Raw genomic sequence first — 15871 nt, forward strand, 5'->3', positions numbered from 1 at the left:
CGTGGAGCGCTATACGTACGACGTACGTATAGCGCTCCACGTGGTCATGTGTACGGCCCGAAGTTGAGGACCATGCAGATCCAGCTCTCACCGCTCTGCTCGAAGCGGAGGGCCATCGCGCGGTAGCCGTGGCCGTACTTGATCGTGGCGGTGGCCTCGACGATGGTGTCGGTGACCACGTGAAGGTGCCATCGATAGACGCGCGGGCGGACCGGCTGGTGGCGGCCCAGGCCGGGCTCGTACGCCCCGCTACGGGCCGTCAGGGCGGCGCGGTAGCGCAGGTCGGCGACGACCTCCTTGGTCGTCCAGCGGACCAGCTGGCTGGCCGGACGGTCCCCGCCGACGACCTCGGCGATCTTCTGGGCGAACTGTGGGATCCACGCGTTCAGATGGCCGCGGGCGGGGACGATGGGAATCGGCTCGGCCAGCAGTGCGTCATCCTGCCCGCTCCGGTCCGGCTGTGGTGGGTCCAGGCGTGGCTGTAGGTCGAAGGCGAGCGTGCCCTGGACATCGGCCAGAGGCACCTCGGCAGGGCGTTGCGGATCCGGCTCCGCAGGATCAGGGTCCCGAGATGGTAGAGCGCTCATGGGCGCAAACTCCTTTCTACGCAGGCAACCTTCTCTTACCCGTTATTCGTCGTTCTAAACCGGCGAGTAACAGAAGGTTCTGCTGTGACAAAGGAGACTGGAGGGACGGGCTACGTGGCCTGGTCGTCGTACGGCGGCTTCTCGCCGGCCAGAAGAGGCCTGGGCGCCTTGGCGCGGGCCTCTTCCTGCTCGATGTCCGCGAGGGCTTCCTGAATCTGTCTGCTGACGATGCGACGCGGGTCGAGGTCGCGCAGCTCGAGGTCCTGGTAGGCGGGCCCGAGCTCTCCGCGCAAATCGTCTCGCGCGTTGTTGGCCAGGTTGCGCACCTGGTGGAGGAGGCGGGCGATCTGCCGTGCCATGTCGGGGATCTTGTCCGGGCCGAAGACCAGGATGGCGATCACGACGATGACGGCAAGCTCCGCGAAGCCGATGCCGAACACGGAGGTGAACCTACAGGCTCAGAGCTTGGAGGTGGGAGTGAGGCCCAGTTGCATGCCCGCGAGCCCGCGGCCGCGGCCCGAGATCGTACGTGCCACCTCGGCCAGGACCTTGGCCGACTCGGCGGTCGGGTCGGACTCGACGATCGGCTTTCCGGCGTCGCCGGCCTCGCGCAGGGTCTGCTCGAGCGGGATCTGCCCGAGCAGCGGCACCTTCGAGCCGAAGCGCTGGGAGAGGGTGTCTGCGACCCGCTGGCCACCGCCGGAACCGAAGACCTCCATCTTGGAGCCGTCGGGCAGCACGAGCCAGGACATGTTCTCCACGACGCCGACGACGCGCTGGTGCATCATCTCGGCCATGGTGCCGGCTCGCTCGGCCACCTCGGCGGCGGCCTCCTGCGGGGTGGTCACCACGACGATCTCGGCGTTGGGCAGGTGCTGGCCCAGCGAGATCGCCACGTCGCCGGTGCCCGGGGGCAGGTCGAGCAGCAGCGCGTCGAGGTCGCCCCAGTAGACGTCGGAGAGCATCTGGACCAGCGCCCGGTCGAGCATCGGTCCACGCCAGGCGACGACCTGGTCGCGGCGCGGCTTGAGCATCCCGATCGAGATCACCGAGACACCGGAGGCGGTCGGGACCGGCATGATCAGGTCGTCGACCTGGGTCGGCCGGGAGTCGGCCACGCCCAGCATCGCGGGCACGGAGTGGCCGTAGATGTCGGCGTCGACGATGCCGACCTTGAGGCCCTGGCTGGCGAGCGCGACGGCCAGATTGACCGTGACCGACGACTTGCCGACACCGCCCTTGCCCGACGCGATCGCGAAGACCTTGGTCAGCGAGCCCGGCTGGGCGAAGGGGATCTCCCGCTGCGCCTGGCCGCCGGTGAGCCCGTTGCGCATCTCGGTGCGCTGCTCGTTGGTCATCACACCCAGCTCGAGGTCGACGCCGGTGACGCCGTCGACCTTCTCGAGCGCCGCGGTGGTGTCGCGGTTGATGGTGTCCTTGAGCGGGCAGCCGGCGACGGTCAGCAGCACCTTGACGCTGACGAGACCTGCGTCGTCGATCGACACGGAGTCGACCATCCCCAGCTCGGTGATGGGACGTTTGATCTCCGGGTCCTGAACGGTCGCCAGGGCTGCGTTGACACGGTCGAGAAGCGGGCTACTCACGGTATGCAAGCCTACGTCGTGCGTGGGGAGTCTCCAGCATCGCCCGAGGGCTGGTCGATCGGACCGCGGTGGCGATCGCGCTCGTCGAGCTCCTCGAGGAGCAGCCGCAGCTCGGAGCGGAGGTAGTCGCGGGTGGCGACCTCGCCGAGGGCCATCCGCAGCGAGGCGGTCTCGCGGGCGAGGAACTCCATGTCGGCCTTGGACTGCGAGGCGATGCGGCGGTCCTGCTCCGCGATCGCCCGGTCGCGGTCCTCCTGGCGGTTCTGCGCGAGCAGGATCAGCGGCGCGGCGTACGAGGCCTGGAGGCTCAGCGCAAGGGTCAGGAAGATGAAGGGGAACTCGTCGAAGCGCCACTCGTTCGGAACCAAGAGGTTCCAGACGACCCAGATGACCACGACCATCGTCATCCAGGCGATGAACCGGGCGGTGCCCATGTAGCGGGCGAAGGCCTCGGCAAAGGAGCCGAAGGCGTCGGCGCGGAAGGTGGGCCGCCGGACCAGGGGTCGACGCAGCTCGCGCGGGGTATCGAGGCGGCCGCGGGCGGCGCGGGTGTCAGCCACGGCGCACCATCTCCGGCGTGATCACCTTGTTGGGACGGGTGTCAGGGCGGGTGTCGGGACGCGGCTCGGTCGCCGACTCCTGGCGGGCGAGGTTCTCGCGCCAGTTCTCCGGGAGCAGGTGGTCGAGCAGGTCGTCGACGGTCACCGCGCCGGCCAGATGGCCGTTCTCGTCGACGACGGGAGCGGCGACCAGGTTGTACGTCGCCAGGTGGGCCGCGACCTGCTCGGTGCTGTCCTCGGGGCGCAGCGGCTCCAGGGAGTCATCGAGCGCGCCTGCGACCAGAGTGGATGGTGGCTCGCGCAATAGTCGTTGGATGTGGGCGATGCCGAGGAACTTGCCGGTCGGCGTCTCCAGCGGGGGACGACAGACGTAGACCAGGGCCGCCTGGGCCGGGGTGAGGTCGGGGTTGCGTACGAGCGCGAGCGCGTCGGCGATGGTTGCGTCGGGGCCGACGATGACTGGTTCGGGGGTCATCATCGAGCCGGCGGTGTCCTCCTCGTAGGACATCAGCCGGAGTACGTCCTTGGCGTCCTCGGGCTGCATCAGGTCGAGCAGCAGGGTGGCGGTCTCCTCGGGCAGCTCGGCGATGAGGTCGGCCGCGTCGTCGGGGGACATCTCCTCGAGGACGTCGGCGGCACGCTCTGAGTCGAGGGCTCGCACGATGGCGACCTGGTCGTCCTCGGGCAGCTCCTCGAGCACCTCGGCGAGGCGCTCGTCATCGAGGGCGGCGACGACCTGTCGCTGCCGCTCGGGCGGGAGCTCGTGGATCATCGTGGCGGCGTCGGCCGGGCGCATGTCGTGGATCGCCTGGACCAGGTGGGTGGCGGCCTGGGTGGGGGAGCGGCTGGCCAGGCCCTCGGTGTCGCTCCACTCGACCACGTGGGTCTGGCCACGGCGGCGCAGCGCCTTGGAAGGTTCCTGGACCGCGACCCGGGAGAGCAGCCAGTCGCGGTTGCGGGCCTGCTCCATGCCGACGTCGTAGACGGTCCCGACGACGCCCGTGGGGCGGATGGTGACCTGACGGTCGAACATCTGGCCGATCACCAGGGTCTCGGTCGAACGCTGCTGGAAGCGGCGCATGTTGAGCAGGCCGGTCGTGTAGATCTGACCGGAGTCGATGCTGGTCACCCGGGTCATCGGCACGAAGATGCGCCGGCGCCCGAAGACCTCCACGACCAGCCCCAGCACGCGCGGCTGCCGGGCGTCGGATCTGACCGTGACCACGAGATCTCGCACCTTGCCGACCTGCTCACCGAGCGGGTCGAAGATCGGAAGGCCGACCAGGCGTGCCGCGTAGACGCGGTTGGGCGAGGTGCTCACGCCGCCACCTCCGTAGCGCAGGCGCCAGAATACGGACGTGGCGGCGTGATGATCGTTTGGTTCACTCGCTGACGCTCGCTCACAGCCCAACGTTATGACATCGGCCCCAGTGGGTCGCTTCGACGCTCACGCGATGGCACGGACCGCGAATTCGATGATCTATCCGAATCACATCGGAACGGGGTCGGGGATCTGCCTGAGGCTTGTGTTACAAAAGTTCTCAATGTGACCAGTGTGACCGGTCGCGAAGCTGCGAGAGGGGCCCGGACGAATGCGTACACGACCTCAGGTTCCGTCTCGCGGGGGTCGGGTGGCCAAGGCCCTGCTCTCCGCTGGGCTTGTCATCGGCCTCTTCGGCGGGGCTCTCGTCGCCGTGCACGACTCGTCCGCTCCGGGCATGACAGACCTGGAGACCGTCGCCTACTCGCCACCGCGCTACCGGATGGTGCAGGCCAACATCAAGGCCAGCATGGGCACGGGGAGGTTCAAGAAGGACGTACGCGAGGTCGTCGACACCGCGCCCGACTTCATCACCTACAACGAGGTCAACGGCCGCCGGACCGCGGACCTCGAGCCCGGGCGCTACCGCGTGTGGCGCAAGGGCGGTGACTCGTACAAGTCGGCGACGGCGGTGGCCTGGGACAACGACGAGTGGGCAGCGACCTCGAAGGGCATCCATCAGATCAGCAACAAGCGCGGCAAGCCGGCGGACCAGCGGCTGCACTGGGGGATCAGGTACGCCAACTGGGTGACCCTCGAGAACCGGGCGACCGGCCGGAACATCTCGGTGGTCGCGGTGCACTTCGCGCCCAAGTCCAAGTACTACGGCGACCTGGTCCGCCCGTCTGCCCGGGCGCTGAACGTGCTCGTCAAGGCGCTGGCCGGACGCGGGCCGGTGATGGTCGGCGGCGACCTGAACGTGCAGTACGAGGGCTCTCGCTACCCGGGCGACATCTTCGCCGCGCAGCACCTGACCCCGAGCTACGACGTCACCCAGCAGACGCCGGTCACGCACGGACGGGCCTCGACCATCGACTATGTGCTGGCTCGCGGGATCGCGCGGTTCGCCACCGGCAATCAGCGCGCCTTCGGGCTCGAGTCTGACCACCATGCGGTCCGCGTCGACTTCTCGCCGCTGCCGGTGACCTCGACCGAGGGTTCCTCCCGGGTCAGGTTCGGGCCGGGTGTCGTGGTCACCGACCCGGGACTGAGTACCGCCGAGGAGCAGAGCGTGCTGCGTACGGTCCTGAAGTCGATCAACAGCACCAAACGGGGTCAGGTCGTCCACCTGGCCACCCGTGCGCTGACCAACGCCAAGGTGCTCCGGGCACTGAAGCGGGCCAAGTCGCGCGGTGCGCGGGTCCAGGTCGTCACCGCGGAGCGCACCACGACCGCGGAGATGCGCTCGCTGCAGCGGGTCCTCGGCAAGGACGTGGACAAGGCGAGCTGGGCGGTGCGGCGCCCGAGCGGCTACGACCGCGCCGGCCTGCGGGCGACCGTGCTGCTGATCAGCAGGACAGGCGCCACCCCGGCGTTCGCCTTCAGCTCCAGCACTCAGATGTCCACCTCGGCCGGCACCGGGAAACGATCGGGCTACGTGAGCGTCACCAAGGCGTCGTACGACAAGCTCTTCAAGCCGTTCTTCTCGGCAGTCGGACGGCGGGTTTGAGGGACGTAGGATCGCGATGTGGTGGGAGTCACCCTGTCACTGATGGTTACTGATTGGTAACCTGCCGCAGTGACACGTACGCGTGGTCTCGTCGGGTCGAAACGTTGTGGCCCCGACCACCGAGAGTAGGAGTGAAGCATGGGTCGCCTTGCCGAGACCGAAGGTCTCACCGATATTCAGGAAGAGATCCTGAAGACCGTCCGTCAGTTCGTGGACGAGAAGGTCATTCCGGTGGCCCAGGAGCTGGAGCACGCCGATGAGTATCCGACCGAGATCGTCGAGGGTCTCAAGGAGCTGGGCATCTTCGGTCTGATGATCCCGGAGGAGTACGGCGGGCTGGGTGAGTCGCTGCTGACCTACGCGCTGTGCGTCGAGGAGATCGCCCGCGGCTGGATGAGCGTGTCGGGCGTGATCAACACTCACTTCATCGTGGCCTACATGCTGATGCAGCACGGTACCGAGGAGCAGAAGCAGAAGTACCTGCCGAAGATGGCCACCGGCGAGGTCCGTGGCGCGTTCTCGATGTCCGAGCCCGGTCTGGGCTCCGACGTCTCCGCGGTCTCCACCAAGGCGACCAAGCAGGCCGATGGCTCGTACGAGATCACCGGCCAGAAGATGTGGCTGACCAACGGTGGCTCCTCGACCCTGGTCGCGGTGCTGACCAAGACCGATGAGGGCGCCGAGAGCGTCTACAAGAACATGACCACCTTCCTGGTGGAGAAGACCCCCGGCTTCGGTGAGACCGCCCAGGGCGTCACCGTGCCGGGCAAGATCGACAAGATGGGCTACAAGGGCATCGACACGACCGAGATGATCTTCGAGGGTCACAAGATCTCGGCCGCCCAGATCCTCGGTGGCACCCCGGGCAAGGGCTTCTTCCAGATGATGGACGGCGTCGAGGTCGGCCGCGTCAACGTTGCCGCCCGCGCCTGCGGCCTGGCGATCCGTGGCTTCGAGCTCGGTATCGCCTACGCCCAGCAGCGCCAGACCTTCGGCAAGAAGATCGCCGAGCACCAGGCCATTCTGTTCCGTCTGGCGGAGATGGGCACCAAGGTCGAGGTCTCCCACAACATGATGGTCCGCGCCGCGCGTCTGAAGGACACCGGCAAGCGGATGGACGTCGAGGCCGGGATGGCCAAGATGGTCGCCTCCGAGTACGCCAACGAGGTCGTGGAGGACTCCTTCCGCATCCACGGCGGCTACGGCTACTCCAAGGAGTACGAGATCGAGCGGATCATGCGCGAGGTCAAGTTCATGCTCATCGGTGAGGGCACCAGCGACATCCAGAAGATGATCATCGGCCGTTCGCTGCTCAAGGACTACAAGTCCTGAGCCTGTAGGCCCGCGAAGTCCTGTCGCACCGACGACCCTGCCGAAACCGATGGTTTCGGCAGGGTCGTTGTCGTAGGTTGGTCTTTACCCGACCAACGACTCAGCAACGCAGATTTAGGGAGAGCGATGACCAACGACGATCTCAAAGCCAAGATGCGCGAGGCGCTGGAGAAGAAGAACAACCACGACCACGCACGCGCCGAGAGCGCGGGGGCCAAGGAGAAGGCGCACGGGTCCGAGGTAGTCGGCGGCGCACCGAAGATGCACCGCCGGAAGGCGGGTGGCGGCGGCTCCTGACGCTACGATGCCCCCTCGGGGGTGTCGGGTCGGTCTGGTCGAGAGGTAACGAGAAGTTGGCGCGCCGCGTAGTGCTCCATGTCGGGGCGATGAAGTCGGGGACGACATATCTGCAGGGTGCCCTGTACAAGAACAAGGCTCTCCTCGCGGAGCGTGGGTTCCTGGTCCCCGGTGCGCGCTGGCGCAACCAGATCGAGGCAGTTCTCGACGTCAAGGGCCGCCGGAAGCACCCGCAGGGGAACTCGGTCGCCGGGGCCTGGGACCGCCTGGTCGCCGAGGTCGATGAGTGGGACGGCACGGCGCTGATCTCCGTCGAGCTGCTCGCGCCGGTCGGCCCGGAGACGGTCGAGCGGGTGGCGACGAGCTTCGAGGGCGTGACCCCCGAGATCGTGCTCTCGCTGCGTGACATCAACCGGCAGATCCCGTCGATGTGGCAGGAGCTCGTCCAGAACGGCGTGGACTGGACCTGGGCGGATTTCCTGACCGCGGTCAACAAGAGCCGTCCGGGCTCTCCCGAGCGCCGTCACTCCGGCCCCGGCAAGCGGTTCTGGTCCGAGCAGGACATGGTCGCCATCGCCCGGCGCTGGGGCCAGGCCGGCCCTCTTCACCTGGTCACGGTGCCGCCTCCGGGCAGCCCGGCGACCCTCCTGCTGGAACGTTTCGGTGTGGCGATGGGCTTCGATCCCGAGGGGATGAAGAGCCCGCCGCCGAAGAACACCTCCCTCGGCTCCGCGACCGTCGAGGTGCTGCGCGGCCTCAACGCCGAGTTGGACCGGCGTGGCCTGGCCTACCCGGCGGCGATGGGGTTGCGCAAGCACGTCCTCGGCAAGCGCCTGATGCCGGAGCTGACGGTCGACGACCCACGTATCGGGCTCCAGGCACCGCGCTGGACCCCCTCGTTCACCCGCGACCAGGCAGCGGAGCTGCGCAGTCTGGACGCGACCATCCACGGGGATCTCGATGACCTGGCCCCTGTGGACGTACGCGGGATCGACCCGCGCAAGGTCACCGACAAGCAGGTTCGAGACGCCGCGGTGGCTTCCTATGCGGCGCTGCGTACGGACCTCAACAAGAAGCTCGCCGACCCGACCATCCCTGGTGAGGCCATCGACCCGGGGGAGGGCCGCAAGGCCCCGGCGCGTGCCGTCTCCGCCTTGGCCGACCTCGTGGAGTGGTCCGTCCGGCGAGAGGAGCTGGTCCGCACGTAGGGCCTCAACACACATATTCGGGGGAACTCTTTGTCAAGCAGCTGGAGCCTGCGCCGTCGTCGCAGACTCGCCGAGGAGGCGGGCGGCACGTCGGCCGCGCCGCCACGGATCGCGGTGCTCACCATCGCCCGCGACGAGGGCGAGATGCTCACCCGCTGGGTCGACCACTACGGCCGAGCGGCGGGTCACGAGAACCTGATCGTCTTCGACGACGGCTCGACCGACGGTTCCACCGACGACCTGCCGTGCACGGTCCAGCGGCTGCCTGGCTTCCGGAAGGGCAACTTCGAGGCCGGCCGGATGGGCCTGGCCAGCGGGGTCGCCCACGGTCTCCTGGGGATCTACGACGTGGTCATCTTCACCGACGTGGACGAGTTCCTCGTTCCGGACCCGGCGAGGTACGCCAACCTGTCCGACTACCTGACCAGGCGGCCCGAGCGGGTGATCGCGCCGTTCGCCCTCAATGTCGTCCACCACACCGCGGTCGAGGGACCGATGGTCAGCGGCAAGCCGATCGTCGGCCAGCGGGCGTACGCCCAGTTCGCGCCGTTGATGTGCAAGCCGTCGGTCAAACGGGATCCGGCCGCCTGGACGCTCGCCTCCCACGGGATCAAGGCGCCGTACGTGCCCGACCCGGGGCTGTTCATGCTCCACATGAAGTTCGCCGACGTGGATCTGTTGCGGCGACAGGCCGACCGCCGCAACGAGCTCGCCAAGTCGGTCGGCCGCGGCAAGGGCAGCTCCTGGGGTCGCTCCGGCGACGATCTGGCCGGCCTGCTGACCACCGCGACCGCCTCGGTGAGCGCCGATGTCGAGGAGTTCGACCCGACCTCGGTCCTGCCGGCGAGGCTCGTCCGGGAGGAGGATGGAGTGCACCGCGCCATCGGCCCGGGCCACATCGACAACCTCCGCAACCAGCCGCTGTTACGCATCCCGGAACGCCTCCACGGGATCGTCTGAACTAGGTTACCGTCCGGTAATCCACGCACTCACCGACGAGAGGCCGCAGATGAGCAAGACCAACCCCGGCAACTTCTTCGAGGACTTCCAGGTCGGCCAGGTCATCGAGCACGCCACGCCGCGCACGGTGACCGAGGGCGACCGGGCTGCGTACGGGTCGCTCTACCCGACCCGCTTCGCGGTGCCCTCGAGCGCTGCCTTCGCGGCCTCCGTCGGGCTCGAGCAGCACCCTGTCGAGGAGCTGATCGGCTTCCACATCGCCTTCGGCAAGACCGTCCCGGACGTGTCGCTGAACGCGGTCGCCAACCTCGGCTACGCCGAGTGCCGCTTCCACCAGCCGGTGGTGCCGGGCGACACGCTCTCGACGAAGTCCGAGGTCATCGGCCTCAAGCAGAACTCCAACGGCAAGTCCGGCGTCGTCTACGTACGCTCGACCGCCACCAACCAGCGCGGCGAGGTCGCCATCGACTGGGCGCGCTGGGTGATGGTCCACAAGCGGGACCAGGCGGCCGCCGCACCCGAGACCGTGATCCCGGAGCTGGCCAAGGCGGTCGACGCCAAGAACCTGATCGTGCCCAAGGGCCTGGACTTCTCCGCGTACGACTTCACCGCCGCCGGTGAGCCGCACCGGCTGGCCGACTACGAGGTCGGCGAGAAGATCGACCACGTCGACGGGGTCACCCTCACCGAGTCCGAGCACCAGCAGGCCACGCGGCTGTGGCAGAACACCGCGAAGGTGCACTTCAACGTCGAGGCGCGGCCCGACGGCCGCAACCTCGTCTACGGCGGCCACATCATCTCGCTGGCCCGTGCGCTGTCGTTCAACGGCCTCGCCAACGCCCAGCTCGTCGCCGCGATCAACGCCGGCGCCCACACCTCCCCGGCCTTCGCCGGCGACACCGTCTACGCCTGGTCCGAGGTCCTCGACCGAGTCGAGACCGACGCTCCGGGTGTCGGCGCTCTTCGCCTGCGCCTGGTCGCCACCAAGGGACGCGACGAGTCGATGACCCTGCGCGGCGAGGACGGCAAGTACGCCCCCGGGGTGCTGCTCGACCTCGACTACTGGGCGCTCATCCCTGCGTAAGGAGCACGTCATGTCCACCAACACCGCCTCGGGCTTCGCTTCGACACGTAAGAAAGCACTCTTCGTCTCCGGGTCCGCCCAGGGGATCGGCAAGGCGATCGTCGAGAAGTTCGCTGCGCAGGGCTGGTTCGTCGGGATCTACGACATCGACGCTGACCGGGCCCGCGACGTCGCGGCGCTGCTCGGCTCCGACTCAGCCATCGGCGGCACGCTCGACGTCACCGACCCGGCGTCCTGGAACGCGGCGCTCGAGGAGTTCGCCACCGCCGCCGGCGGTCGCCTCGACCTGCTGGTCAACAACGCCGGCATCCTGCGTGCCGGCCGCCTGGCCGAGGTCGACCTGGCGCAGCACCACCAGACCATCGAGATCAACGTCAACGGCGTGATCAACGGCTGCCACACCGCCTACCCCTACCTCCGCGCCACCCCCGGCTCGGGCGTCATCAACGTCTGCAGCGCGAGCGCGATCTACGGGCAGCCGGAGATCGCCTCCTACAGCGCGTCGAAGTACGCCGTGCGCGGACTCACCGAGGCGCTGGAGCTCGAGTGGCGCAAGGAGGGCATCCGGGTACAGGCGGTCTGGCCGCTGTGGGTGAAGACCGCGCTGCTCGACGGCAACGCCGCCTCCTCCCACGAGACGCTCGGCATCCGGCTCACCGTCGAGGACGTCGCCAACCAGGTCTGGGAGATGGCGCAGCCGCGCAAGGGGCTGCGTGGGCGGGTGCCGAAGGTGCACACGACGGTCGGGTTCCCGGCCAGGGCGCTCTCGACCGCCGCCGACCTCGCGCCGAACCTGTTCGTCCGCGAGGTCAACCGGCTCATCACTCGGGCCTGAGAAATCGGCCGGGCCGCCGGCTGGTTGGATGGGGGCATGGCCCTCTACCTCGTCAGGCACGGCACCACCGAGTGGTCCCTCAACGGCCGGCACACCTCCCACACCGACCTCCCTCTCCTGCCCGAGGGCGAGGACGCCGCCAAGGTGCTCTCGTCGCGGCTTCACGAACGGGAGTACGCCGCGGTGCTGACCTCCCCGCGGCAGCGGGCGCTGCGTACGGCTGAGCTCGCGGGCTTCCCAGACGCGGTCGTCACCGACGACCTGGTCGAGTGGGACTACGGCGACTACGAGGGCATCACGACCGACGAGATCCACCGTACGGACCCCGGCTGGAGCCTGTGGACCGGGAAGACGCCCGGTGGAGAGGCCGCTGCCGCCGTCCAGGAGCGGCTGGGCAGGGTCGTCTCGGCCGCCCGTGAGTGCGACGGCGACACCCTGGTCTTCTCCCACGGACACGCGCTGTGCGCCCTGGCCGCGGTGTGGCTGGGACTTCCGGTCACCGAGGGACGGCTCTTCCGGCTCGACACCGCGACCATCTCGATGCTGGACGCCCACCACGGGCAGCCGGTCGTCAAGAACTGGAACACATAGTCAGGGCCGCTGCTTGACCGTATGGCTTGACCTGACGGATGGCACGGGTCACCGTTGTGGGGTGGCTCTTGCGGTTGGCTGTCCACGCTGCGCGACGCCGGTGGCGAGCATCGGTGCCGGCGGCAGCAAGTCGTGTCCCGAGCATGGGGTGGTGACGCCGTTATGGCGTTCGGATGCCGCCTCCTACGAAGACCTGGTGCAGGCCCTCTCGCTCGCCGGTGAGGTGCCCACCTACCTGCCTTGGCCGCTCGAGTCGGGCTGGTCGATCGCCGACCTCGCCGTGGTCGGTGACGAGAACAAGGGCTCGGCGACGCTGCTCACGCTGACGGGCGTCACCCCGGACGACGGACCGGTCGAGATGACCGTCGTCACCGAGGAGGCCGGCGTCGGGCTGGGCGCTCGGTGTGCGCGTACGGCAGGACCGGACCCCGGCATCGACGCCTGCGCCGGCCCGCCCACGACGAGGGTCCGGGTCGCCGGGCAGCGGCAGCTGGTGCCGCTGTGGCCGATCACCCAGTGGACCAACGGCGCCGCGGAGTGGGAACGGTCGGTGGTCGTCGGCGAGGCCGCCGGCCGCTGGCTGTGGCTGATCTTCCGCCCGGCCACGGCGATGCTGATGCTCCAGGACGGCTGGCACCTGCGTCAGGTCGGCGACCTGGGCGTACAGATGGTCGAGCTGCCCTTCGGAGGCCCCGGTGGATCTTGGTGGAACTCGCCCTAGGATGTGCAGGTGCGCATCGACCTCCATACTCACTCGCGGGTGAGCGACGGGACCGATTCGCCCACCGAGCTGATCCAGGCGGCGAAGGCCGCAGAGCTCGACGTCGTCGCGATCACCGACCACGACACCGCCGCCAGCTGGGACGAGGCGGCCGCGGCTGCCACCGAGGCCGGGATCGAGCTGGTGCGCGGCATGGAGATCAGCACCGACTACGTCGGCCACAGCGTGCACCTGCTGGCCTACCTGCCCGACCGGACCCACCCGCCGCTGGTTGCCGAGCTCGCCCGGATACTGGCCGGCAGGGACGGACGGCTGCCGCTGATGCTTGCCCGGCTGGCCCGTCTCGGCATCGAGGTGTCGCTCGAGGACGTCGCCGCCGTCTCCGGTGATGCCGCCGCCTCGGGCCGCCCGCACCTGGCCGACGCGCTCGTTGCCAAGGGATATGTGCGCAGTCGCGACGAGGCGTTCAACCGCTACCTCGGGGCCGGCAAACCGGCGAACGTCAGCCGCTACGCGGCCCCGCTCGAGCCGATGATCCGCACCGTCGCCGCCGCCGGAGGAGTCACCGTGATCGCCCACCCTTGGGGGCGGTCCGGACACGAGCAGCCCGACGAGGCGGCCATCTCCGCACTGGTCGACGCGGGCCTGTCCGGGCTCGAGGTCGACCACCAGGATCACAGCCCGGAAGTACGCGAGAAGCTGCGGGTGATCGCCCGAAACCTCGACCTCGTGGTGACCGGATCCAGCGATTACCACGGCACCGGGAAGGTGGGTCACCATCTGGGAGTGAACACCACCGCACCCGCCGAGTACGAGCGGCTCCTGGAGCGCGCCGCCGCAGCCGCGGCCGCCTCCGGACGAGCCACCCCTGAGGTCGTACGTTGACCGAGATCTTCGTCTCCACGTTCGTGACGCTCTTCGTGATCATGGACCCGGTCGGCACGATCCCGATCTTCCTGTCGCTGACCGCGGGACAGTCACCGGGCAAGCAGCGCCGCGCGGCGCTGCTCGCGGTCGCGGTCTCGTTCCTGGTGATCACGATCTTCGCGCTGTTCGGACAGGCGATCCTGCACTTCCTGCACATCTCCCTCGAGGCGTTGCAGTGCGCCGGCGGCCTGCTCCTGCTGCTGGTCGCCCTCGAGTTGCTCACCGACAACTTCGACGACCCCGTCGCCGCCGCCGGAGCGAACGTGGCGATGGTGCCGCTCGGCACCCCGCTCCTGGCCGGCCCCGGTGCGATCGTCGCCACCATGGTCTTCACCCAGGAGGTCGACTCCGTCGGGACCGCCTTCGGGCTCGGCCTCGGACTCGTCGTCGTCCACCTCGCCCTCCTGGTAGCGATGGTCTTCTCCATCCCGATCCTGAAGGTGCTCAAGGAGTCCGGCGTCCTTCTCATCACCAGGATCGCCGGTCTGCTCCTATCTGCGATCGCCGTTCAGATGGTCGCCGACGCGGTCACGACCTTCATCGCGAACGCCTGAGCCGCGCCGGGCTACTTGCGGCCCAGCGACTGGAACTTCTGGAGTACGCCGGACGGGACCACCCTCGCCATGGTGGCCAGGGCCTTGTAGCGCTTGCTCGGGATCGAGAAGGTCTTGTCGGCGTCGTAGTCCTCGAGCGCCTCGCGGACCAGGTCGTTCACGTCGAGCCACATCCAGGAGGGGGCCGAGTCGTAGCCGGAGCCGAGGCGCTCGTGGAACTCGGTCTTGGTGAACCCCGGCAGCAGGGCCATCACCTTGATGCCCTGGCCGGCGTACTCGTTGTGGGCCCACTCCGTGAAGGAGTTGATCCACGCCTTGGCGGCCGAGTAGGTGCCGCGGGGGAGGTAGGAGGCGACGGAGCCGACGTTGATGATGCCGCCGTGGCCGCGGGCCGCCTGGGCGCCCAGGGCGGCGTGGGAGAGGCGCAACGGGGCGATGATGAGCACCTCCGCCATCGCGGTCTCCTCGTCGGCGGTGTTGTCGAGGAAGCGGTGCTTGAGGCCGTGACCGGCGTTGTTGACCAGCAGGTCGACCGGGTGCTCGGCGTCGGCCAGGCGGGCCTCGACCTTGGCCAGGTCGGCGCTGTCGGTCAGGTCGGCGCGGAGCACCTCGACGCCGATGCCGTGAGCGTCCGTCAGATCCTTGGCGACGCCGTTGAGACGTTCCTCGTCACGGGCGACGAGAACGAGGTCGTGCCTGCGGGCGGCGAGCTGCTGGGCGAAGGCGAGTCCGATGCCGGCGGTCGCGCCGGTGATCAGGGAGGTGGGGTTCGACATGGGGCAATCCTGCCACCACCTGTCGGGAGGGTGATCCGGCCGCCGCGCCGTCGGTTCGCCCGCGGAATCACGGTTTCTGTCTGTCGTGTGACAGTTGACTTGCGGTCATACGTGTTTGGATGATGTTCGACGTGGATTTCGTAGGGGGACTCGGGCGCGTGATGGAGAAGTGAGCCGCAGTGCGCGCCACATGAGATCTCGGCCTCTCCGGCGCACCAAGATGCTCTTCGCTGCGTCCTTGCTGACGTCGGCCGGTCTGTTCGTCGGGATGGAGGTCATCGCCGAGCCGGTGGCCAACGGCCGGCCCAGTGTGGCCGACAGCGGGATGAAGCTGGGCGCGGACGCCGGGGCACGCACTCCGGTCTGGCCGCACGACAGCCAGCGTGAGGCCGCGATCGACCGTCACGTCGACGCGAGGACGGCCGCCGCGGAGAAGGTGCTTCCGGACGACTCCGGCACCGGTCGCCGGGCCGTCTTCTCGATCAGCCGTCAGCGGGTCTGGATCGTGTCCGCGGCCGACCGGACGCGGCGTACGTATCCGGTCTCGGGCAGCATCTACGACAACCTCAAGCCCGGCACCTACAAGGTCTTCTCCCGCTCCGAGCACGCGAGGGGGATCGACGACTCGGGCCGGATGAAGTGGTTCGTACGCTTCACCAAGGGCCCCCGCGCCGCGATCGGCTTCCACAACATCCCGGTGGACAAGGGCAAGCGCGTGCAGACCCGCGCCCAGCTCGGCACACCGCTGTCGCACGGGTGCATCCGCCAGGCCGAGCCGGACGCGAAGGCGATGTGGCGCTTCGCGCGGCTCGGCACCAAGGTGGTCGTGATCCCTTAGGCGGGCT

General features: G+C 68.6%; 18 protein-coding genes. 12 read left to right on the plus strand and 6 right to left on the minus strand.

Annotation, left to right across the window (positions count from 1 at the left end):
* Window positions 1-44: 44 nt before the first annotated feature.
* The 5 genes from ABTW65_RS07635 to ABTW65_RS07655 form a co-directional block, all read right to left on the minus strand.
* A complete protein-coding gene (locus ABTW65_RS07635; RefSeq protein ID WP_350659381.1) occupies window positions 45-587 on the minus strand; it encodes an Rv3235 family protein in 543 nt (180 codons plus the stop codon).
* 110 nt (window positions 588-697) lie between these two features.
* The gene (locus tag ABTW65_RS07640; protein WP_350659383.1) at window positions 698-1027 is read right to left on the minus strand and encodes a sec-independent translocase; all 330 of its coding nucleotides are present in this window, start codon (window positions 1025-1027) and stop codon (window positions 698-700) included.
* Window positions 1028-1045: 18 nt separating this feature from the next.
* The gene (locus ABTW65_RS07645; protein WP_350659384.1) at window positions 1046-2191 is read right to left on the minus strand and encodes an Mrp/NBP35 family ATP-binding protein; all 1146 of its coding nucleotides are present in this window, start codon (window positions 2189-2191) and stop codon (window positions 1046-1048) included.
* 11 nt (window positions 2192-2202) lie between these two features.
* Window positions 2203-2751, minus strand: coding sequence for a DUF1003 domain-containing protein (locus tag ABTW65_RS07650; protein ID WP_350659385.1), 549 nt, complete (start codon window positions 2749-2751; stop codon window positions 2203-2205).
* The gene (locus ABTW65_RS07655) at window positions 2744-4072 is read right to left on the minus strand and encodes a magnesium transporter MgtE N-terminal domain-containing protein (protein WP_350659386.1); all 1329 of its coding nucleotides are present in this window, start codon (window positions 4070-4072) and stop codon (window positions 2744-2746) included. Before ABTW65_RS07655 ends, ABTW65_RS07650 begins: the two co-directional genes overlap by 8 nt.
* 310 nt (window positions 4073-4382) lie before the next feature.
* Between ABTW65_RS07655 and ABTW65_RS07660 the strand changes: the two genes are divergently transcribed.
* The 11 genes from ABTW65_RS07660 (at window position 4383) to ABTW65_RS07710 (ending at window position 14250) form a co-directional block, all read left to right on the plus strand.
* Window positions 4383-5741 (plus strand): endonuclease/exonuclease/phosphatase family protein, encoded by a 1359-nt coding sequence (locus tag ABTW65_RS07660; protein ID WP_350659387.1) that lies wholly within the window; start codon window positions 4383-4385, stop codon window positions 5739-5741.
* 138 nt (window positions 5742-5879) lie between these two features.
* Window positions 5880-7073 carry an acyl-CoA dehydrogenase family protein gene (locus ABTW65_RS07665; protein ID WP_350659388.1) on the plus strand — a complete coding sequence of 398 codons (1194 nt, stop codon included), beginning with the start codon at window positions 5880-5882 and terminating at the stop codon, window positions 7071-7073.
* A gap of 126 nt (window positions 7074-7199) precedes the next feature.
* Window positions 7200-7370 carry a DUF5302 domain-containing protein gene (locus ABTW65_RS07670; protein ID WP_160027349.1) on the plus strand — a complete coding sequence of 57 codons (171 nt, stop codon included), beginning with the start codon at window positions 7200-7202 and terminating at the stop codon, window positions 7368-7370.
* A 56-nt stretch (window positions 7371-7426) separates the two neighbouring features.
* Window positions 7427-8578 carry a hypothetical protein gene (locus ABTW65_RS07675; protein WP_350659389.1) on the plus strand — a complete coding sequence of 384 codons (1152 nt, stop codon included), beginning with the start codon at window positions 7427-7429 and terminating at the stop codon, window positions 8576-8578.
* 30 nt (window positions 8579-8608) lie between these two features.
* A complete protein-coding gene (locus ABTW65_RS07680; RefSeq protein ID WP_350659390.1) occupies window positions 8609-9538 on the plus strand; it encodes a glycosyltransferase family 2 protein in 930 nt (309 codons plus the stop codon).
* A gap of 49 nt (window positions 9539-9587) precedes the next feature.
* Window positions 9588-10622 carry a MaoC family dehydratase gene (locus ABTW65_RS07685; RefSeq protein WP_350659391.1) on the plus strand — a complete coding sequence of 345 codons (1035 nt, stop codon included), beginning with the start codon at window positions 9588-9590 and terminating at the stop codon, window positions 10620-10622.
* Between the two features lie 10 nt (window positions 10623-10632).
* The gene (locus ABTW65_RS07690; protein WP_350659392.1) at window positions 10633-11457 is read left to right on the plus strand and encodes an SDR family oxidoreductase; all 825 of its coding nucleotides are present in this window, start codon (window positions 10633-10635) and stop codon (window positions 11455-11457) included.
* 36 nt (window positions 11458-11493) lie between these two features.
* A complete protein-coding gene (locus ABTW65_RS07695) occupies window positions 11494-12048 on the plus strand; it encodes a histidine phosphatase family protein (RefSeq protein WP_350659393.1) in 555 nt (184 codons plus the stop codon).
* 61 nt (window positions 12049-12109) lie between these two features.
* Window positions 12110-12769, plus strand: coding sequence for a DUF6758 family protein (locus tag ABTW65_RS07700; RefSeq protein ID WP_350659394.1), 660 nt, complete (start codon window positions 12110-12112; stop codon window positions 12767-12769).
* A gap of 9 nt (window positions 12770-12778) precedes the next feature.
* A complete protein-coding gene (locus ABTW65_RS07705; protein ID WP_350659395.1) occupies window positions 12779-13654 on the plus strand; it encodes a PHP domain-containing protein in 876 nt (291 codons plus the stop codon).
* Window positions 13651-14250, plus strand: a complete 600-nt coding sequence (locus tag ABTW65_RS07710; RefSeq protein WP_160027365.1) for a MarC family protein — start codon at window positions 13651-13653, stop codon at window positions 14248-14250. The genes ABTW65_RS07705 and ABTW65_RS07710 overlap by 4 nt, the downstream gene beginning before the upstream one ends.
* Before the next feature lie 11 nt (window positions 14251-14261).
* Here the strand turns inward: ABTW65_RS07710 and ABTW65_RS07715 are convergent, their stop codons facing one another.
* Window positions 14262-15026 carry an SDR family NAD(P)-dependent oxidoreductase gene (locus ABTW65_RS07715; RefSeq protein ID WP_350659396.1) on the minus strand — a complete coding sequence of 255 codons (765 nt, stop codon included), beginning with the start codon at window positions 15024-15026 and terminating at the stop codon, window positions 14262-14264.
* 190 nt (window positions 15027-15216) lie between these two features.
* On the opposite strand from ABTW65_RS07715, the gene ABTW65_RS07720 reads away from it, so the two are divergent.
* Window positions 15217-15864: a L,D-transpeptidase gene (locus ABTW65_RS07720; protein WP_350659397.1), complete on the plus strand. Its 648-nt coding sequence runs from the start codon at window positions 15217-15219 to the stop codon at window positions 15862-15864.
* Window positions 15865-15871 lie beyond the last annotated feature (7 nt).

It is taken from the genome of Nocardioides sp. NPDC127503, from assembly GCF_040302165.1.
GTDB lineage: Bacteria > Actinomycetota > Actinomycetes > Propionibacteriales > Nocardioidaceae > Nocardioides.